We start from the raw sequence: 19,467 nt of genomic DNA, 5'->3' as shown, positions 1-19,467 counted from the left end.
TACCGCTCGTGTTTGAGCATGATCTCCGCGCAAGCGGCGCGCGTTTGCTTCAACCGCGCGGAAGATCGCTCTTCTCGACATCCCACAACAGCCGGTAGACGCCGCTGCTGACCACCAGCGGCTTCAAGGCTGCGTTGCCGGTGATGCTTGCTGCGGCCGCAGGCACCGCGCTGACGTCGGTAGCGTCGATCAGGACGAACCAGTCACCGGCGCCGGGATCGGCCTTGTCGGCGTCCGGCGTGAGCGGCTTCGACAGCACGGGATCATTCTCGAGCAGGTGCATCGAAATGATGCCGTCGCGCGCGGCTGGATCGAGTTGGTCCCGCAATGCAGCGCGAAGTTTGTTCGCTCCCTCGGCCGGCGGGTGCAGGCGGATGATGCCGAGCGCTGCGCCTCGGCCGACGCCGCGGCTGATCGTGATGCGCGCGACCCCGCGGATCATGTTCTGGAAGCGCGCGATGTTGGCCTTCGACCAGTCGGTCTGGTTGGCGAGCGCCTTGCGGTAGGCCGGGCTCTCGAGCACCTCGAAGGTCGCGGTCGAGTAGAGGCTGAGATATTTCGGCTTGCCGTCATGGGCGACGTAGCGGCGGGCCTCCAGGAAGCCGTCGATCGCGACTCGTTCTTCGAGATGCTCGCGATCGTACCAGCGGTTGAATTCAGCTTCGTGTAAGCTGTCGATATCCATCGAGGTCAGCAGCATGCCTTGTCCGGCGATTGGCATCGAGTGCTCCTTTTTTGCCTGTTTTATCTGCGCAATATCGCCTGATCGCGCGCGCCCGGGAAGCCGATTCCCGGGTGCCCGCGACCGTGCAGACCAAGGATTGCCACAATTGCCGCAATCCTGTTCAGCGCGCATTCACGGAAGTAGCCTTTCCATCCGTCACGCCAACTCTCGAGAAGAAAAGGGACGACCACTATGACGCGCATTCTGTGGGCATTGATCCTCGGTCTGGTGTCGCTCTCGTCGCTTCCCGTCCATGCGCAGGATCAGGAGAAACGCCTCGCGCTGGTGGTCGGCAACGGCGCCTATCAGGCCGGTGCGTTGCAGACCGCCGCAAACGATGCCGGCCTGATCGCGCAGACATTGCAGGCCGCCGGCTTCGACGTGGTGGGAGCGCGCGATCTCGATAGCGAGACGCTGCGCAAGTCGTTCCGCGATTTCATCCAGAAGGTGCAGGATGCAGGGCCCAATGCGGTGGCGTTCGTCTATCTCGCCGGCTACGGCGTGCAGCTCACCGGCGAGAACTACTTCGTGCCGGTCGACGCCAAGATCGCCCGCGACACCGACATCCCGGTCGAGGCGATCCGCCTCTCCGACTACAACCATCAGCTCTCGGCATTGCCGATCAAGGCCGGCGTCATCGTGCTCGATGCGGCGCGCAGCAATCCCTTCGCCAAGGACGGCCAGCCGCTGGCCGGCGGCCTTGCGCTGGTCGATCCCGATCCGAAGCTCTTGATCGCCTTCAATTCGGCGCCCGGCACCGTCGCCCCTGACGGTGCGCCGCCTTACGGGCCTTACGCGCAGGCGCTGGCGGAGATGATTCGCGCCGGCGGCCTGACCTTGCCCGAGGTGTTCGACCGCGTTCGCCTGCGCGTCAACGAGATGACCAAGGGCGCCGAGATCCCGTGGAATGCCCAGAAGGTCGACGCGCCCTTCATGTTCTTCGAGCGCAAGCCGGACGCACCGCCGCAGCAGGTCGATGCCGGACTGCGCACCAAGCCGATCCGCGATTTCCCGGCGCAGGACGCCTATGCCGCCGCGCTGGAGCGCGACACGCTGCAAGGCTACGAGGATTATCTGCAGGCCTATCCGACCGATCCGCTGGCCAAGCGCGTGCGCGCGATCGTGGCGGCGCGGCGCGAGGCCATCACCTGGCGGCGCACCTACAGCGCCGACACGCCTGATGCGTATTGGTCGTATCTGCACCGTTATCCGCGCGGGCCGCATTCATATGATGCCCGACGCCGGCTTGCCTATCTGTCGGCCGCGCTGGAGCCGCCGCCGCAGTTCGCGGCGATCGACTACGACGTGCCGCCGCCGCCGCCCGACGAGATCGTCTATGTCGACCGCCCGGTGCTGTACTACAGCGATCCGGTGTTCGCCTTCGCGCCGCCCCCGCCGCCGCCGATATTCTTCCTGCCGCCGCCGCCGCCGGACTTCGTCGTGCTGCCGCCGCCGCCGCCGCCGATCGGCCTGTTCGTGCTGCCGACGCCGTTCTTCGTGGCGATACCGGCCTATGTCGCCGCACCGGCCTATGTCGTGCCGCCGCAGAACAACATCGTGTTCAACAACATCCACAACACGACAGTGATCAACACTGTGATCAACAATCCCAACCCGACGCCGGCGCAGCTCCATGCGGCCGGGGTGACGGCGGCGATGGGCGGCGCACCGGTCACGGCGGCACCGCAGCTGCCGGCCGCGGCGATGCAGCGCGCCAATTTGACGCCGGCCGGCGTCACGCCGGCACAAGGCGCGGCCATGGGAGCGCCCGGCGCTGCGCCGAACGCAGCCGCCGCGCCGAACGCGATGGGTGCGCCGGGTGCGCACACCTTGCCGGGCGCGAAGAATGGACCGCCGCTCCCGCAGTCGGCGACCGCGCCGGCCAATCCCGCGCAGCAGCACGGCGCCGTGCAGCCGGGCACCGTGCAACCTGGCGCCGCGCAGCCGGGTGTCGCGCAGCCAGGTGCAAAGCCGAACGCGGTGACACCAGGCAAGCCGGCGACAGCCATGGCGCCTGCCAACGCGCAGCCTGCTCCACCGACCAAGCCCGGCGCTGCCCCCACGACAAACGCGCCGGCCTCGCCCGCGACCGCCGGCAAGCCCGGCGCGCAACCGCTCTCGCATGCCGCGACCGCGCCGACCACGAACGTGAAGCCCGCGGCGGCGCCGTCGCCGGCGAACCGCACGCCGCCGGCACGGCAGACGCCGGCTGCGCGTTCGGCGCCCGCGCATGCCGCGGTGTCGCCGGCACCGGTCTCCCGGCCCGCGCCGGCGCGTGTCGCAGCTCCGCCCCGCGCGGCTCCGCCGCCTAGGGCTGCAGCCGTTGCGCCGCGTCCGGCACCTGCGCCGGCGCCGCGCGCCGCGCCGCCGCCGCCACGGCCGGCTGTGCAGGCGCAACGCGCAGCACCACCGCCGCCTCGGCCGGCACCGCCGCCAAGGCCCGCCGCAGCAGCACGGGCAGCGCCGGCATGCCCTCCCGGTAAATGCAAACACTGAGGGCATGACACCATGAGCCGGGCAGGTCAGCCTTCATGAGCATCACGGCCACACTCGGATCGCGGACATCAGCGAAACTGATGATCGGTACGATCGCGGGGCTGGTGGTGTTCCACCAGCCGGCGCGGGCGGCCGAACTCGCAGCGCAGGACATCGCGCTGCTCGATCGCCTCACCTGGGGTGTCAGCGCCTCGAGCGCGGCGCATCTGCGCGAGGTCGGCACCGAACGCTGGCTGCAGGAGCAGCTGCATCCGGCCAACACCGCACTGCCGGCCGCCGTCCAGAAGCAGATCGAGGCGATGCCGGACGTGCATCGCTTCCCGTTCGACATTGCCGCCTCGTTCGACCAGCAGGGCAAATCCGCCAACCAGGTCGCCGATCCGGAGCAGAAGAAGGCGGCGCAACAGGTCTATCAGCAGGCCATGAACGACCGCGCCAGGCAGGCCGCGGCCCGCACCATCCTGCACGCGCTCTATGCGCCGGATCAGTTGCGCGAACGCCTGACCTGGTTCTGGTTCAACCACTTCAATGTTCACCAGTACAAGGCCAACATCCGCGTGCTGGTCGGCGACTACGAGGATCGCGCGATCCGCGCCAACGCGCTCGGCAAATTCCGCAACCTGCTGTCGGCGACGCTGCATCATCCCGTGATGCTGCGTTATCTCGACAATGCCGACAACGCCGCCGGCCATCTCAACGAGAACTACGCCCGCGAGATCATGGAGCTGCACACCATGGGCGTCGGCTCCGGCTACACCCAGGCCGATGTCGAGGCGCTGGCGCGGATCCTCACCGGCGTCGGCATCGACTTCAAGTCGGAGGATCCGAAGCTGAAGCCCGAGCAGCAATCCCAGCTGGTCCGCGAGGGCGCCTTCGAGTTCAATCCGGCGCGCCACGATTTCGGCGACAAGACCTTCCTCGGCCATCAGATCAAGGGCCGTGGTCTTGCCGAGGTCGATGAGGCTCTCGACATCCTCTGTCATCATCCCGCGACCGCCACGCACGTCGCAAAGCAGCTTGCGACCTATTTCGTGTCGGACAATCCGCCGGCCGCACTGGTGCAGCAGATGGCGCAGACCTTCCAGAAGACCGACGGCGATATCGCGGCCGTGATGTCGACGCTGGTTCATGCGCCGGAATTCGCAGCCAGCCTGAAGGGCGGCGCCAAGTTCAAGGACCCGATGCTCTATGTGATGTCCTCGGTGCGGCTCGCCTACGACAGCAAGGTCGTCCTCAACACGCTGCCGATCCAGGGCTGGCTCAACCGCCTGTCCGAGGGCCTGTTCAACCACGAGACGCCCGACGGCTATTCGATGCTGTCGGCGGCCTGGAACGGCCCCGGGCAGATGATGTTGCGTTTCGAAATCGCGCGCGCGATCGGCTCGGGATCGGCCGGGCTGTTCAAGCCGAACGAGCCCAACGCCGTCGACCAGCCGGCGTTTCCGCTGGTCATGAACGGGCTCTATTTCAGCAACATCAGGCAGACGCTGAGCCCGACCACGCTGGCCGCGCTCGACCAGGCCGTCTCGCCGCAGGACTGGAATACGCTGTTTCTGTCGTCACCCGAGTTCATGCACTGAAAGGGAGGTTCGCCAATGAACCGCCGCGAACTGATCAAGGCCTTCGCCGCTTCCGCCTCGCTCACCCTTGCCGGCCGGGTCTGGGCCGCGCCCGCGACCGACGCGCGCCTGCTCGTCGTGTTTCTGCGCGGTGCCTACGACGCCGCCAATGTGGTGGTGCCGGTCGGCAGCGAGTTCTACTACGCCTCGCGCCCGACGCTTGCGGTCGGGCGGCCCGACGCCGGCAATCCGAATGCGGCGCTGGCGCTCGACGCCGGATGGGGGCTGCATCCGGCATTGCGCGATTCGATCTATCCGCTGTGGGCCAAGCGCGAGATCGCGTTCGTCCCGTTCGCCGGCACCAGCGATGATCTCTCGCGCAGCCATTTCGAGACCCAGGACACGATCGAGCTCGGGCAGGCGGTCGGCGGCAGCCGCGACTACCGATCCGGCTTCATGAGTCGGCTCGCGACCGAGTTGACGCGGGTGAAGCCGATCTCCTTCACCGACCAGCTGCCGCTGATCTTCCGCGGCCAGAACCAGATCCCGAACATCGGCATCGCCAGCGTCAGCAAGCCGGGTGTCGACGATCGGCAGGCGCGGCTGATCCGTGAGATGTATGCCAAAGGCGATCTCGCCAATTCGGTGTCGGAAGGTTTTCGCGTCCGCGACGATGTCTACAAATCGGTCTCCGAGGAGATGATGGCGGCCAACCGCGGCGCCGTGTCGCCGCGCGGCTTCGAGCTGTCGGCGCGGCGGATCGGCCGCCTGATGCGCGAGCAGTTCAACCTCGGCTTCGTCGACGTCGGCGGCTGGGACACCCACGTCAACCAGGGCGCGGCGACCGGCTATCTCGCCGACCGTCTCGGCGAACTCGGCCGGGGCCTCGCCGGCTTCTCCGAGGAGATCGGCCCCGCGATGTGGCGCGACACCGTCGTGGTCGTGATCTCCGAATTCGGGCGCACCTTCCGCGAGAATGGCGACCGCGGCACCGATCACGGCCATGGCAGCGTCTACTGGGTGATGGGCGGCGGCATCAATGGCGGCCGCATGGCCGGCGAGCAGGTCCAGGTCGCGCAGGCGACGCTGTTCCAGAACCGCGATTTCCCGGTTCTGACCGACTACAAGGCGTTCTTCGCCGGTCTGATCCAGCACGTCTACGGCCTGCAGCAGGCGAGCCTCGAACGCATCTTCACCGGCATCAAGCCGAAGGATCTGAATCTGGTTTGAAGGGGCACTGCCAAAATATCGAAAACAACCCCATGCAAAGTAGCCGGTCGCCGGCATTCGGCACCGCGACTTGACACGTCGGGCAACTCAGCGGTATTCTTCTATTATTCAGAAATAGTGCAATGGCGGCCACCTGGCCGGCCAGCAGGTCCATCGCTGTGCTAGCCGTGCGATGGCATTTGAGGGGAGCTTGAACGCGGACCTTCGAAGATAGGCGGCGCCGGCACGCCGCGCTGAAACGCGAGAAGGTCGAGCGACGGTGGTTCCTTGCCGGTCAGGATCGATACGCAAGCGTGGGCCTGGCCTCGATGGTGCGTCTGATGATTGAACAGATGCTGTAGGATATCGGCGAGCCGCTGTTCCTGCGGTTGCCCGCTCGTCGTTCTGTAGGCGTGAACGCGATTCAGCTCCGCTTCCCCATAAGCCGAGACGACCGTCACGAGCCGCTCGTCCTCCTCAAAGCGAGCGCGGGCAAGGTCATGCCGGTCATCAAAGATGATGGCATTGAGACGGTCAGGATGTTCGCCTTCGCCTGTCAGTCGACGAAGCCACAGTCGATCGGTGAGGAGCAGGTGGTTGAGCGTGCCATGTAGGCTGCCGAAGAACACACCTGTCGGCCGCCTGTACGCGTCCTCGGGAAGCGCCAGCGCCGCAGCGTAAATGCGGGCGTTCGCCCACCGATTGTAGGCCGCGAACTGGTCAAAGATAGCTTTGGTCATGGGCACCTCCACAGGCGACCATAGTGGCTTCGCGCACGCCCATGCGTGAGATATATTCACGCTTCGCGTCGGAGCTTCAGCGATATGGACCTACCTTCGACAAGGAACTTGCAGGCCCTGGCAGCCCTGAAGAAAGCATCCTCCCTCAGCGCCGCAGCAGCGACGCTCGGAGTGACCCGTTCGGCGCTGTCGCACCGGATCGCAGAACTGGAGCGACAACTCGGTGTCGTTCTCGTCCGCCAGTCTGGCCGCTGTGCCGTGCTCACGGATGACGCGCAGTCCCTCCTGATGGTGATGGGCAACGCTCTCGACCGTATCGAGGCGGCGGTGGCGCCGCTTCGTCGGCGGCGGGGACAGTTGCGCATCAGCACCGTGGCGACCTTCGCGTCGCTTTGGCTGATCCCCCGTCTTGCGGACTGGCAGCAGCAGCATCCCAACATCGAGCTGGCAATTTCCACCACGACACGGGTGCTCGATCTTGCAGCAGAAGATATTGATTGCGCCATCCGCCATGGCCTTGGGGATTGGCACGACCTGTCAGCCACTCTGTTGTTCCACGAAACGCTTGTGCCTGTCGCCCGTCCGGATCTGGCCGACCTTTCTGTTGCAAGCACGGTCATCAGGGCGCGATCCCGCTTCTCGGACTGGACACGCTGGTGGCGTGCTACATGCAAAACGGGGGAGCCGCCGATCCGAAGCGTCGTCGTTGAGACCCGCGCCCAAGCGATGGATGCGGCTCTGGCCGGCGCTGGGGTCGCCATGATGGACGAGGCCTATGCCCGACCCCATATCGCAGCAGGCCGACTTCGCCTGCACGGCCGAGCCACAGAACTTCCCGAAGGCTATTTCCTTGTGACGACACAAGAGGAGAAGCCACGGTCCGCGTCGGTCAGGCAGCTAGCAGCCTGGCTTGAGCATCAAGTCGCCTAAGTATGGCAACCAAGTCGTCGCCCATGGCCGATAGGAGGCGGTCCCCACCCGGAGTCGCCTCTTGCTCCGATGAAGCCGGGCTCGGAAGCGTCCGCCCTGGTCTCAAGCCGGATGCGGAACGATCCGCAGCGGCAGCGCAATCCCGAGCCGGTCGAGCATGCGCTGGAAGTCGCTTGCCGTGTAGCGGTCGTTCTCGGTGACCAACCCAAGGACCTGCCCTTGCCCTTCGACAGCCACCGGCCCGATTGCACCAAGGGCGCTGTCCAGCGGGTCGAGCAGAGGCCGTCCCTTGACGGAGCGCTCGAGGAAACTGCGAAGCCAGGGAAGGTGCGTGCTCGATAGTGTCATCGCGCGGATGTCAGCGTGTTGTGCGTCGAGCTCCGAGACAAACGCATCAACCTTCTGCTGGACGCCGGTTTGGTCAAACAGGAAGGCGCCGCTCTCGACCAGGTCGACGAGCGGCGAGGCGTTGACGAAGAGAACGCGCCGTACCTGATCGCCGGCCTCGGTCGCGGCAAAGGCGCGCATCTCTGCGCTCTCGACCAGCGACTTCACGCCGAGAACAGCGACGTTTCCGTTTGCCTGCGCAAGCGCCTCCTTGACGCACCCCGAACACCGGCACGGAAACCATGTCCTCGAGATCGTCGAGGACGGTGATCGAAGGGGCATTGGATGCGACGAGGATGGCGGCGGGATCGAAGCGAAGCAGGAAATCAAAGGTTCGCCGCATCGTGTCGAGCAGCTCCTGCCGGCTTTTGCTGCCGTAGGGAAAGCTCGCGCGATCTGCGAAATAGACGAGGTCCTGGCGAGGAAGCGCGCGCTGCAAGGCGGCCACCGCTGCATAGCTGCCAATGCCGGCGTCGAACACGGCAACAGGCTTGGTCAGGGCAGGAAAGTCGAGCATTTGATCGGTCATTGGCTCTGATGTGGCGTCGGCTACGCCTTCGCCGCCAGATCCGCGATCGCCTTCATCACGGCGTTGCGGATGCCGGGGTCGTAGAGGATGTGGCCAGCGCCGTCGATGATGCGGACCTCGCTGCCCGGCCAGCGCGCGGTGAGCGCGTGCGATGTGGCAGGCGGGCACAGCAGATCGTAGCGGCCCTGCACCAGGATGCCGGGAATGCCGGCGAGCTTATTGGCCTCATCCATAAGCTGGTGCGGCCGCATGAAGCAATTGTTGGCGAAGTAGTGCGCCTCCATGAACGGCGTCGAGGGCAGGGCGCCTGATGCCTTGAGATCGAGCCGGGTCTGCTTCGGCGTGTGCTCCGACAGCGTGCGTTCGGTGTCGTGCCAGGCCCGCGCGGCCGGTCCATGTACGGCGGCGTCGGGATCGAGGATGCGGCGGTAATAAGCCGCAAGCGGTGCGGCACGCTCGTTCTCGGGCAGGAAGTTGAGAAAATCCTCGGAGAGGCCGGGATAGAAGCGCGGCAACGCGCGCAGGAACACGTCTTCCAGCTCTTCGCTGGTGCCGAGAAACGTCGCGCGCAGCACCAGCCCGCTGACCCTGTCGGGATGGGCTTGCGCATAGGCCAGCGCCAGCGTCGCGCCCCAGGAGCCGCCGACCACCATCCAGCGCGCGAAGCCGAAACGCTCGCGGATATTCTCCAGGTCGGCGATCAAATACTGCGTCGTGTTGTTGTCGCGGCTGCCCTTCGGCCGGCTGCGGCCGCAGCCGCGCTGGTCGAACAGCACGGCGTGAAAGCGCTCGGGATCGAACAGCCGGCGATGATCGGGCTGGCAGCCACTGCCGGGGCCGCCATGCAGATAGACCGCGGGGATGCCGCCCTCGCACCCGACGCTCTCGACATGGAGCTCGTGGCCATCGCCGACATCGAGCCATTCCGACGTCAGCGGAGCAAAGGGATCGGCGCGCCTGGCAACCTTGCCGGCATCGGCATCAGGCGCCATGAGGTTTGTCCTGGTGCTCGTCCGTCTCCAGCGTGCCGCCGGCGAAGTTGCGGTAGAGGAAGCGGTTCTGCGTGCCGGCGGATTCCTGCTCGGCCTGCTTGAAGATCTCCTCATGCCGCGGCGACAGCGCGCAGGCCGGGTCGGTATTGCCGGCATCGCCGGTCAGCGCAAAGGCCTGACAGCGGCAGCCGCCGTAGTCGACCTCACGGAACTCGCAAGATTTGCACGGCTCCGGCATCCAGCCGGTGCCGCGGTAGCGGTTGAAGGCCTCCGAGTTCTGCCAGATCCAGGCGATCGAATGGTTCGAGCGCACCGACTCGAATTCCAGCCCGGTGATGCTCTCGGCGGCGTGGCACGGCAGCACCTTGCCGGCCGGCGAGATGTTGAAGAACTGGCGGCCCCAGCCGCCCATGCATTTCTTCGGCCGCAGCGCGTAATAGTCCGGCACCACATAGTCGATCGCGAGCGTGCCCTTCAGGCGCACTTGCGCTTCCTCGACGATGCGGCTGGTTTCCTCGATCTGCTCGATGGTCGGCATCAGCGCCGCGCGGTTCTTCAGCGCCCAGCCGTAATACTGCACGTTGGCGACTTCGAGCCGGTCGGCGTCGAGGTCGACCGCCATCTGGATGATGTCGGACAGCTGATGCAGGTTCTGCCGATGCATCACCGCATTCACCGTGAGCGGCATGTCGAGCTCGCGGGTCCATTTCGCGACTTCGAGCTTCTTGCGATGCGCGTCCTTCAGGCCCGCAACGCGATCGGCAACCATGGGCTCGTTGCCCTGGAAGCTGATCTGCACATGGCTGAGGCCGGCATCGGCCAGCGCCGACAGCTTGTCCTTGGTCAGCAGCACCGCCGAGGTGATCAGGTTGGAATACAGCCCGACATCGGTTGCGTGCTGCACCAGCTCGACGATGTCCTTGCGCGCGGTCGGCTCGCCGCCGGAGAAGTGGACCTGCAGCACGCCGAGCTCGGCAAGCTCGCTCAGCACTTTCTTCCATTCCTCGGTGGTGAGCTCGGTCGAGCCGCGGTCGAGCTCGACCGGGTTCGAGCAATACGGACATTGCAGCGGGCAGCGGTGGGTGATCTCGAGCAGCACCGCGAGCGGGATGCCGTAGGTCTCGGCCGCCGAGCGCGTCTGCTCGAGCACCGCGAGCCCGTCGGTCGGGCCGGCTGTCGTCGTCTTGTTGCCGGCGAGCGTGTCACTCATGCTGTGCTCTCGCGCGCTTCAGTGAGAAAGCCCTTGTCGGCCAGATCCTGCAGCATCGCGATCACGTCGGTCGCGATTGCATCGCGCGGCGCGGCGTATTTTTCGGCGAGCTGGTCCACCATCTCGGCGACGCTGCGCACGCCGTCGCAGAGCTGCAGCACCTCGACCGCGATTTCGTCCGGCGCCAGCACGCGCTCCGGCGCCAGGATCACCCACACCTGCCGCGTCTCGTCGAATTTCAGCTTGGTGTGGCGCGGCAGTTTCGGCCGGCTGGTCTCGCTGACGCTGATGTTGCGGCTGGCCATTGCAGTTCTCTAGCTGGTTTTCGGCACGAAGGCGCCGGGCGGGATCTGGCCATCGACATAGGCGTGATACAGCGCGTCGAGCTGCACCCACAGCACGTTGGTCTTGAAGATCAGCGCGTTGCAGACCGCCTCGCGCTCGGCGGACGTCTTGGCGTGCCGCTTGACGTAGTCGAGCGCGAAGCCGGCATCGCGCGGCGCCTGGGTCAGGCGGCGGCTGAAATAGCTCATGATGTCGGGATTGACGAAGTCGTAGTGCTTCAGCATCCCCGAGATGCGCTCCTCGTGCAGGTTCGGCGCGAACAATTCGGTGAGCGAGGAGGCAATCGCTTCCAGCGGCGTGCGGTCGCGGCAGAAATGCACATAGGCTTCCACGGCAAAGCGCGTCGCCGGCAGGATGCCTTCGGTGGACTCGACATAGGCCGTGTCGAGGCCGAGGCCTTCGGTCAGCTTCAGCCAGCGCTCGATGCCGCCCTCGTTGCCGAGATCGCCGTCGTGATCCTCGATGCGGTGGCGCCATTCGATCCGTGTGTTGCGGTCGCGGAAGCGCGAGATCACCATCGCGTCCTTCAGCGGGATCGTGCTCTGGTAGTAATAGCGGTTCAGCGCCCAGGCCTGAACCTGGCCCTTGTTGAGCTTGCCGCCGTGCAGCAGGCGGTGGAACGGATGCAGGCTGTGATAGCGCGTCGCGCCGATCGTGCGCAGCACGGATTCCATCGCCTCGGCACTGTCGAGCGTAATGCCCTTGCCGATCGAGAGCGCGGTCATTCCAGAGGTAGGCACGGCATTCACAGCACGATCTCCGTTCCGTCGGAGGGAATCTGCCAGCCCGCCTGTTCGGCCGCCTTGCGTTCGGCCGAGGTCCCAAGCAGCGCCGGGTTGGAGTTGTTGATATGCAAAAACACTTTTCGTCCGATGTCGAGCCCGGCGAGGCTTGCGATCGCGCCCTGATCGCCCGACATCGCGATATGTCCCATGCCCTGGCCGGTCTTGTTGCCAAGCCCCGCTGCGATCAGTTCGTCGTCGCGCCACACCGTGCCGTCGAAGAACACCAGCGGCGCGCCCTTGAGCCGCAATTTCAGGTCGTCGGTCACCCGGGCGCAGGCGGCCAGGAAATAGAAGTATTTGCCGCTGCGCCTGTCCGCAATACGCAGGCCGAGCGTATCGCCGACGCCGTCGGCGCCCGCCGGGTGCGCCTTGCCCTCGAGATACCAGGCGCCCTTGCCGGGAACCTCGAACGGCAGCACCTCGAGACCGGACGGCGATCCGTCGGGCAGGGCCGGCTCGAAGGCCTGGTCGACCGCGATCGGCCGGCGGGCGACGTTCTTCTCGCTCAGCACGTTGAAGATGCTGTTCGCGCGCAGGATCGCCAGCACCCGCTCATGGGCGTAGATCGCAAACGGCGAGCCCTCGCGCATCGACAGCAGTCCGGCGACGGCATCGATCTCGCCATTGGTGAGGATGACACCGGCGATCGGGCTGTGGCGCAAGGCGCCTTGCTTCGGATGCAACTGCGGCGTCGCGATCAGCTGTTGGCGCAGATCCGGGGAAGCGTTGACCAGGAACCAGTGCGCGCCATCGCCGCTGACGGCGATCGAGGCTTGCGTGCTCTGCAATTCGGGATGGTCGCTTCGCGCCGTCCTGCAGACGGCACAGCCGCAGTTCCACTGCGGAACGCCGCCACCCGCTGCGGCACCCAGGACGACGACACGAAGCATGATCCGTCCCCTGGAGACGTTTAACTCGGACCCATCAACTCGGCCCAATAACCTGAACCCAGAAACGTTACGAGGTGGACCCCGGCTTGGAACACACCCCCATGCTCGGGAGCGCGTTACGCCCGGATGTCCACCTGCGCTAAAACGCTAAACGTGTATAGGGCGCTGCCGCTTACTTGCGGGTGGCGCACATATACATGTTGATTTCCATGCCGACCGACACTTCGACGATCTTCGGTGCTTTCCAGGCCATTAGGCTCTCCTTGTTGCAACCGGACGAACTTTCCGCCCTACAGTTAAACTACTGCGGTTCGAAAAGTTCGCCACTTAAATTTTTCGCAAGCTGCCCTGCGGAAGCGCATGCTGCACTGCGGGAAGAAAATCCGACCCACTCACAAATTTGTGCGCGCATTTCCGGTCAAAACCCGGTGGCATCAGACCTTTTTACTGTTGTTCGCCACACGGTGAATGGTGATGTTGGACTAAGAGAGGGGGCCACGTGATCCTCCCAAGGTCCTGATGACGATTCTGTGCTTCCCGGTGACGGGACGCGACTAACCGAGCCGAGTTCTGCCGATGCCACGCTATTTCTTCAACACCCGTATCGGCGACGAGCTGATCTCCGACCCCGACGGCGAAATCCTGCGCGACCCGGATCGCGCGTGGGAGATGGCGCGGGCGATGATTCGCGAACTGCTGAAGACCGAAGGGGCCGACGGCGCGCTGCTCAGCGCGGTGATCGAGGTGACCGACGACGAGGGCGAGATCGTGCTGGAGTTTCCATTCACCGAGGCGATTCTCGATCGCCCGGATCACTCGATGACAAGGCACTGAGAGACACCGAGACGGAGGCACACCGACACGGTCGCGTGGCCACAACCATGCGTTGGCCGATGTGCGCATGTTTCCGATTGCAATTGTCCGGACAAATTCGCAAGACTATGAACGGAAAGCCGAATGCGCCGATCGACGTCAATGGCGCAATCAACGACGGCTTCCACCCAGGGGAGATCATCATGAAAAAACACTCGTTCGCTCCGCGCAGCCTGCTGCTTGCGGGGGCCATGCTGGGAGCGTTCACGCTCTCCGCTGCGGCGCAACAGCCGGCGGCCGCGCCGGCCGCAGGTGCCGCACCGGCTGCTCAGCCGCTGCCGCCGGGCTCGCCCATGATCGGGCGTCCGGACAATGAAGCCGCCGCCAAGCTTGCACCCGTCGTGGGTCCACCGATTCCGGCCGCGCCCGACAAGCTGCCGTTCGCCAAGCTCAAGGTGCCGGCCGGCTTCAACGTCGAGGTCTATGCCGCCGGCATGGCCAATGCGCGTTCGCTGGCGCTCGGCGACAAGGGCACGGTGTTCGTCGGCAGCCGGCTAGTCGACAAGGTCTATGCGATCGTCAACAAGGACGGCAAGCGTTCGGTCAAGGTGATCGCCTCCGGCCTCTACCGCCCGAACGGCGTCGCCTTCAAGGACGGCACGCTCTACATCGCCGAGCTGTCGAAGGTCTCCAAGATCGACAAGATCGAGGACAATCTGGACAACCCGCCGAAGCCGACCGTCATCTACGACAAGCTGCCGAAGGACGAGGCGCATGGCTGGAAGTTCATCGCCATCGGTCCGGACAACAAGCTCTATGTCCCGGTCGGCCAGCCCGGCAACAATGTGCTGCATGACGCCGACCACGGTCAGATCCGCCGCATGAATCTCGACGGCTCCGGCGCCGAGGTCTACGCGCTCGGCGTGCGCAACTCGGTCGGCTTCGACTGGAATCCCGAGACCAAGCAGATGTACTTCACCGACAACGGCCGCGACTGGCTGTCGGAGACGGTGCCAGAGGACGAGCTCAACCGCGTCACCAAGGCGGGCGAGGATTTCGGCGCGCCGTTCTGCTACCAGGGCAACATCATCGACCAGGAGCTCGGCTGGGGTAAGTCCTGCAAGGACTACACCGCGCCGGTGGGCCTGATGGGTCCGCATACCGCCTCGCTCGGCATGCGCTTCTACACCGGAAGCATGTTCCCGAAGACCTACAAGAACGCGATATTCGTCGCGCGTCACGGCTCCTGGAACAAGTCGCAGAAGCAGGGCGGGGACGTCGTCGTCGTCAAGCTAAACAAGGATGGCACCGTGAAGTCGATGGAGCCGTTCCTGACCGGCTTCCTCGAGGACAACAAGTATGTCGGCCGCCCGGTCGACGTGATGCTGCTGAAGGATGGCTCGCTGCTGGTCTCCGATGACTGGAACGGCGCGGTCTATCGCATCAGCTACGGCAAGCCGAAGGTCGCCAACCAGTAACAACCACAAGCGTCATTCCGGGGCGATGCGCAGCATCGAACCCGGAATGACGAGATTCCCCGATGCGCAATTGCGCATCTGGGGTCTGGTGCTCGCGCACCAGCCCGGAATGACTGAAGTGCCAGGAGCAGCCAATGCGCAACATCACTATTCCCACGCTCCTGTTTGCATTCATCGCATTCTCCGCCAACGCCGAGACCATCCAGGAACGCACCGTCGCGTGCTTTGCCTGCCATGGCGAGCATGGCACGTCGGAAACCGAGAACACGCCTTCGCTCGGCGGCCAGCAGGCGCCCTATGCGCTGATCCAGCTCTTCATGTTTCGCGAGAAACTGCGGGTATTCGACCCGATGAACGAGATGGCGAAATCGATGACCGACGACGATCTGCGCATCTTCTCCGATTTCATCGCCACCTTGCCGAAGCCGACGCCCCCCGCGGAGGCCGGCGATCCGGCGCGGATGGCGCGTGGCCAGGCGCTGGCGCAGCAGAACCGCTGCAACACCTGCCACAACACCGATTTTTCGGGCAAGGAAAACGTCCCTCGCATCGCCAACCAGCGCGAGGATTACCTCGCCAAGACGCTGGCCGAATACAAGGACAACAGCCGCCACGGCTACGACGCCACCATGGCCGACGTGATGCAGACGGTCACCAAGGAGCAGATCGGCGACCTTGCCTATTACATCGCCCATTTCCGCTGACCGGTTAGGCGGGGGCCGCTGGCCATGTCCTTCGTGCGGCGCTAAAACGCGTCCGTCATACGGAGTAGCACATGCAGGATCTTTGGCGTCTGTCGGCGGCTGAACTCGCCTCCCTTATCAAATCCAAGAAGGTATCGGCGAAGGAGGCGGCCGAGGCCGGGCTCGCCCGGCTCGACGCGGTCAACCCCAAGATCAACGCGGTGGTCGATCACCGGCCGGACGACGTGCTGGCACAGGCCGTCAAGATCGATACGGCCATTGCACGCGGTGAGGCGGTCGGGCCGCTGGCCGGCGTGCCAATCACGATCAAGGTCAATGTCGACCAGGAGGGCTACGCCACCACCAACGGGCTGAAGGCGCAGCGCGACCTCATCGCCAAGGTCGACAATCCGGTCGTCGCCAACCTGCGCAAGGCGGGCGCGGTGCTGCTCGGCCGCACCAATTGTCCGGCGGTCTCCTACCGCTGGTTCACCACCAATCTCATTCACGGCGACACCAAGAACCCGCGCGATCCCGGCATCACGCCGGGCGGCTCGTCGGGCGGCGCGGGCTCTGCGGTCGCGGCCGGCATCGGCCACATTGCGCATGGCACCGATATCGCGGGCTCGGTCCGCTATCCGGCCTATGCCTGCGGCGTGCACGGCCTGCGGCCGAGCATGGGCCGCATCCCCGCCTTCAACGCGGCTTTGCCGGAGCGCCCGATCGGCCCGCAGATCAGCGCGGTCTCGGGCCCGCTGGCGCGCACCGTCAACGATCTGCGCATCTCGCTCGCGGCGATGTCGGCGCCGGACTATCGCGATCCCTGGTATGCGCCGGTGCCGCTCGAGGGACCGCCGCGCGAGAAGCGCGTTGCGATGTGCCTCAATCCCGATGGCCTCAACCCGGTGCCGGAAGTGGTCGCCGCGGTGGTCGATGCCGGCAAGCGCTTGCGCGCGGCCGGCTGGATCGTCGAGGAGATCGCCGACACGCCGTCGTTGCGCGAGGCGGCCGAGATCCAGACCCGGCTCTGGCTCGGTGACGGCTACGAGGCCCAGCTTGCTTTCGCGGAACGCGAGGGCGATCCCGGCGCGCTGGCCTGCCTGCGCGGCGTCCGCTCAAAAGTGCATCCGTTCGACCTGTCGCAAGCGCTGACCCGCCGCGCGACTCTGACCCGCGAATGGTTTGCCTTCCTCGACAAATATCCGGTGCTGCTGATGCCGGTCTCGGGCGAGCTGCCGTTCCCCGATCATCTCGACCGCAAGGACGAGGCGTCTTTCGCGCGGGTGTGGCACGCGCAGCTGCCGCAGATCGCGATCCCCTTCATGGGGCTTCCCGGGCTTGTCGTCTCCACGGGCCTCGTCGGGCGGATTCCGGTCGGCGTGCAACTGGTGGCCGGCCGCTACCGCGAGGATCTCTGCCTTGCCGCGGGCGAGGCGGTGGAAGCCGGCGGCACGCCGTCGTCGCCGATCGATCCGGTGATTTGACATGGCAACCGTCTACGATTTCACCGCCAAGTCGCTGGTCGGCGACGAGGTGCCGCTGCAGCGGTTCGAGGGCCAGGTGCTGCTGATCGTGAACACGGCGAGCGCCTGCGGGTTCACGCCGCAATACAAGGGCCTCCAGGAGCTGCACGCCGGTCTCTCGCCGCGCGGCTTTGCCGTGCTGGGCTTTCCCTGCAACCAGTTCGGCGCGCAGGAGCCGGGCGATGCCAAGCAGATCGCCACGTTCTGCGAGACCAACTACGCCGTGACGTTTCCGATGTTCGCCAAGATCGACGTCAATGGCTCAGGTGCGCATCCATTGTACGAGCACCTGAAACGTGAGAAGTCGGGCCTGCTCGGGCCGGCGATCAAATGGAACTTCACCAAGTTCCTGGTCGATCGCACAGGCAAGGTCGTGGCGCGGCATGCGCCGACCGCCCGGCCCGAAGGATTGAAGAAGGAAATCGAGGCGCTGCTATGAGCGACGACACCAACGACACCACCAACGATCAATTTCCGGACCGTCTCTCGATCGATCCGAAGAGCCCCTATTACAACGAGGCAATCCTGTCGCGTGACGTCGGCATCCGGTTCAAGGGTGCCGAGAAGACCAATGTCGAGGAGTACTGCATCAGTGAAGGCTGGGTGCGGGTCACCGCGGGGAATGCCAAGGACCGCTACGGCAATCCGCTGACCATCAAGGTGCACGGGCCGGTCGAGCCGTATTTCCGGGATAAGGCGAAGTCCTGATCACGCGCGACGCGCAGGAGCGTCGCGTGGATGCCGTCATGGCCGGGCTTGTCCCGGCCATCCACGTCTTGGGGCGCCACCGAAAGAAAGACGTGGATGCCCGGGACAAGCCCGGGCATGACACGAAGTTAAGCACTCACGCGTCAAAGGATTGAGCCCATGTCCGTCCGCATCGTCGACGTTCGCGAGGTCACAAAGCCGATCTCCTCGCCGATCCGCAACGCCTATATCGACTTCACCAAGATGACCACGAGCCTGGTCGCCGTGGTCACCGACGTCGTGCGCGACGGCAGGCGGGTGGTCGGCTACGGCTTCAATTCCAACGGACGTTACGGGCAGGGCGGGCTGATCCGCGAGCGCTTTGCGCCGCGGCTGCTCGAGGCCGATCCGAAATCGCTGCTGGATGCTGATGGCGCCAACCTCGATCCGGACAAGGTCTGGTCGACGCTGATGTCGAACGAGAAGCCGGGCGGCCATGGCGAGCGTTCGGTTGCGGTCGGCACCATCGACATGGCGGTGTGGGACGCGGTGGCGAAGATCGCGAGCAAGCCGCTGTTCCGGCTGCTTGCCGAGCGTCATGGCCTAACCGCCAATCCGCGCGTCTTCGTCTATGCCGCCGGCGGCTACTACTATCCGGGCAAGGACCTCGGCGCATTGCGCAAGGAGATGCGCGGCTATCTCGACCGCGGCTACAACGTCGTGAAGATGAAGATCGGCGGCGCGCCGCTCGCCGAGGACCGCGAACGCATCGAGGCGGTGCTGAAGGAGATCGGCCGCGAGGCGCAGCTCGCGGTCGACGCCAACGGCCGCTTCGATCTGGAGACCGCGATCGCCTATGCCAAGATGCTGCGGGAGTATCCGCTGTTCTGGTACGAGGAAGCCGGCGATCCGCTCGACTACGCATTGCAGGCCGCGCTGGCCGAGTTCTATCCGGGCCCAATGGCGACCGGCGAGAACCTGTTCAGCCACCAGGATGCGCGCAACCTGATCCGCTACGGCGGCATGCGGCCGGATCGTGATTGGCTGCAATTCGACTGCGCGCTGTCCTACGGGCTCTGCGAATATCAGCGCACGCTCGCGGTGCTGAAGACCCACGGCTGGTCGCCGAGCCGCTGCATCCCGCATGGCGGCCACCAGATGTCGCTCAACATCGCGGCCGGCCTCGGCCTCGGCGGCAATGAGAGCTATCCCGACCTGTTCCAGCCCTATGGCGGGTTCCCGGACGGCGTGCGCGTCGAGGGCGGCCACATCGTCATGCCCGATCTCCCCGGCATCGGCTTCGAGGGCAAGTCGGATCTCTATGCGGAAATGAAGGCGCTGGCAGCGTAAGCGGCGCTCGTCCGGCCAGCCCGGCAGGCTCGCGTCCGTTTGCGAAATATTTTGAGCGTCGCTCAATAAAATATTGAACGTTGCTCACGTTCCGATATACTCATGCAGGAGAGGCGTGGTCCGCGGATCCCCGGGGA

The 19,467-nt window shown here is 65.4% G+C and carries 21 protein-coding genes; 12 read left to right on the top strand and 9 right to left on the bottom strand.

Going from position 1 to position 19,467, the window contains the following annotated elements; all coding sequences use genetic code 11:
* Nucleotides 1-49 precede the first annotated feature (49 nt).
* Nucleotides 50-721 (bottom strand): hypothetical protein, encoded by a 672-nt coding sequence (locus tag ACE103_RS31945; RefSeq protein ID WP_375776284.1) that lies wholly within the window; start codon nt 719-721, stop codon nt 50-52.
* 195 nt (nt 722-916) lie between these two features.
* Here ACE103_RS31945 and ACE103_RS31940 point away from each other — a divergent pair, with 195 nt between their 5' ends.
* Genes ACE103_RS31940 through ACE103_RS31930 form a run of 3 tightly spaced genes read left to right on the top strand, consistent with a single transcriptional unit; the run spans nt 917 to nt 6,009 of the window.
* Nucleotides 917-3,220 carry a caspase family protein gene (locus ACE103_RS31940; protein WP_375776283.1) on the top strand — a complete coding sequence of 768 codons (2,304 nt, stop codon included), beginning with the start codon at nt 917-919 and terminating at the stop codon, nt 3,218-3,220.
* Nucleotides 3,221-3,255: 35 nt separating this feature from the next.
* Nucleotides 3,256-4,800, top strand: a complete 1,545-nt coding sequence (locus tag ACE103_RS31935; RefSeq protein WP_375776282.1) for a DUF1800 domain-containing protein — start codon at nt 3,256-3,258, stop codon at nt 4,798-4,800.
* 15 nt (nt 4,801-4,815) lie between these two features.
* Nucleotides 4,816-6,009: a DUF1501 domain-containing protein gene (locus ACE103_RS31930; protein WP_375776281.1), complete on the top strand. Its 1,194-nt coding sequence runs from the start codon at nt 4,816-4,818 to the stop codon at nt 6,007-6,009.
* 161 nt (nt 6,010-6,170) lie between these two features.
* On the opposite strand, the gene ACE103_RS31925 is transcribed toward ACE103_RS31930, so the two are convergent.
* Nucleotides 6,171-6,728, bottom strand: a complete 558-nt coding sequence (locus ACE103_RS31925) for a DinB family protein (RefSeq protein ID WP_375776280.1) — start codon at nt 6,726-6,728, stop codon at nt 6,171-6,173.
* Between the two features lie 108 nt (nt 6,729-6,836).
* On the opposite strand from ACE103_RS31925, the gene ACE103_RS31920 reads away from it, so the two are divergent.
* The gene (locus ACE103_RS31920; RefSeq protein WP_375776279.1) at nt 6,837-7,658 is read left to right on the top strand and encodes a LysR substrate-binding domain-containing protein; all 822 of its coding nucleotides are present in this window, start codon (nt 6,837-6,839) and stop codon (nt 7,656-7,658) included.
* Nucleotides 7,659-7,760: 102 nt separating this feature from the next.
* Here ACE103_RS31920 and ACE103_RS31915 read toward each other — a convergent pair whose 3' ends face one another.
* Complete coding sequence (locus tag ACE103_RS31915; protein ID WP_375776278.1) at nt 7,761-8,186, bottom strand: hypothetical protein; 426 nt, start codon at nt 8,184-8,186, stop codon at nt 7,761-7,763.
* A gap of 70 nt (nt 8,187-8,256) precedes the next feature.
* Between ACE103_RS31915 and ACE103_RS31910 the strand changes: the two genes are divergently transcribed.
* On the top strand, nt 8,257-8,583 hold the full coding sequence (locus tag ACE103_RS31910) for a hypothetical protein (protein WP_375776277.1): 327 nt from the start codon (nt 8,257-8,259) through the stop codon (nt 8,581-8,583).
* A gap of 11 nt (nt 8,584-8,594) precedes the next feature.
* Here the strand turns inward: ACE103_RS31910 and pip are convergent, their stop codons facing one another.
* From pip to pqqA, 6 genes are all read right to left on the bottom strand, one after another.
* Entirely contained in the window at nt 8,595-9,566 is a 972-nt protein-coding gene (gene pip, locus ACE103_RS31905) for a prolyl aminopeptidase (protein WP_375776276.1), read from the bottom strand.
* The gene (pqqE, locus tag ACE103_RS31900; RefSeq protein ID WP_375776275.1) at nt 9,556-10,776 is read right to left on the bottom strand and encodes a pyrroloquinoline quinone biosynthesis protein PqqE; all 1,221 of its coding nucleotides are present in this window, start codon (nt 10,774-10,776) and stop codon (nt 9,556-9,558) included. Before pqqE ends, pip begins: the two co-directional genes overlap by 11 nt.
* Nucleotides 10,773-11,081, bottom strand: a complete 309-nt coding sequence (gene pqqD, locus ACE103_RS31895; RefSeq protein WP_223975246.1) for a pyrroloquinoline quinone biosynthesis peptide chaperone PqqD — start codon at nt 11,079-11,081, stop codon at nt 10,773-10,775. The genes pqqE and pqqD overlap by 4 nt, the downstream gene beginning before the upstream one ends.
* 9 nt (nt 11,082-11,090) lie before the next feature.
* Nucleotides 11,091-11,846 carry a pyrroloquinoline-quinone synthase PqqC gene (gene pqqC, locus ACE103_RS31890; RefSeq protein ID WP_375781224.1) on the bottom strand — a complete coding sequence of 252 codons (756 nt, stop codon included), beginning with the start codon at nt 11,844-11,846 and terminating at the stop codon, nt 11,091-11,093.
* 20 nt (nt 11,847-11,866) lie between these two features.
* Nucleotides 11,867-12,796, bottom strand: coding sequence for a pyrroloquinoline quinone biosynthesis protein PqqB (gene pqqB, locus ACE103_RS31885; protein ID WP_375776274.1), 930 nt, complete (start codon nt 12,794-12,796; stop codon nt 11,867-11,869).
* 172 nt (nt 12,797-12,968) lie between these two features.
* Nucleotides 12,969-13,049, bottom strand: coding sequence for a pyrroloquinoline quinone precursor peptide PqqA (gene pqqA / locus ACE103_RS31880; protein WP_035635412.1), 81 nt, complete (start codon nt 13,047-13,049; stop codon nt 12,969-12,971).
* Nucleotides 13,050-13,372: 323 nt separating this feature from the next.
* On the opposite strand from pqqA, the gene ACE103_RS31875 reads away from it, so the two are divergent.
* The 7 genes from ACE103_RS31875 to ACE103_RS31845 all read left to right on the top strand — a co-directional run bounded on the left by ACE103_RS31875 (nt 13,373) and on the right by ACE103_RS31845 (nt 19,330).
* Nucleotides 13,373-13,630 (top strand): DUF6894 family protein, encoded by a 258-nt coding sequence (locus ACE103_RS31875; RefSeq protein WP_021080047.1) that lies wholly within the window; start codon nt 13,373-13,375, stop codon nt 13,628-13,630.
* 182 nt (nt 13,631-13,812) lie between these two features.
* The gene (locus ACE103_RS31870) at nt 13,813-15,087 is read left to right on the top strand and encodes a PQQ-dependent sugar dehydrogenase (RefSeq protein ID WP_375776273.1); all 1,275 of its coding nucleotides are present in this window, start codon (nt 13,813-13,815) and stop codon (nt 15,085-15,087) included.
* A 134-nt stretch (nt 15,088-15,221) separates the two neighbouring features.
* The gene (locus ACE103_RS31865) at nt 15,222-15,791 is read left to right on the top strand and encodes a c-type cytochrome (RefSeq protein ID WP_375776272.1); all 570 of its coding nucleotides are present in this window, start codon (nt 15,222-15,224) and stop codon (nt 15,789-15,791) included.
* A 71-nt stretch (nt 15,792-15,862) separates the two neighbouring features.
* The gene (locus tag ACE103_RS31860) at nt 15,863-17,254 is read left to right on the top strand and encodes an amidase family protein (protein WP_375776271.1); all 1,392 of its coding nucleotides are present in this window, start codon (nt 15,863-15,865) and stop codon (nt 17,252-17,254) included.
* 1 nt (nt 17,255) lies between these two features.
* A complete protein-coding gene (locus ACE103_RS31855) occupies nt 17,256-17,732 on the top strand; it encodes a glutathione peroxidase (protein ID WP_375776270.1) in 477 nt (158 codons plus the stop codon).
* On the top strand, nt 17,729-18,001 hold the full coding sequence (locus ACE103_RS31850; protein ID WP_375776269.1) for a DUF3297 family protein: 273 nt from the start codon (nt 17,729-17,731) through the stop codon (nt 17,999-18,001). The genes ACE103_RS31855 and ACE103_RS31850 overlap by 4 nt, the downstream gene beginning before the upstream one ends.
* A 159-nt stretch (nt 18,002-18,160) precedes the next feature.
* Entirely contained in the window at nt 18,161-19,330 is a 1,170-nt protein-coding gene (locus ACE103_RS31845; RefSeq protein ID WP_375776268.1) for a mandelate racemase/muconate lactonizing enzyme family protein, read from the top strand.
* The last annotated feature ends 137 nt before the right edge of the window (nt 19,331-19,467 follow it).

It is taken from the genome of Bradyrhizobium sp. ma5, assembly GCF_042258955.1.
In the GTDB taxonomy this organism is placed as follows: Bacteria; Pseudomonadota; Alphaproteobacteria; order Rhizobiales; family Xanthobacteraceae; genus Bradyrhizobium.
This window is presented reverse-complemented; position numbering and strand designations above follow the sequence as displayed.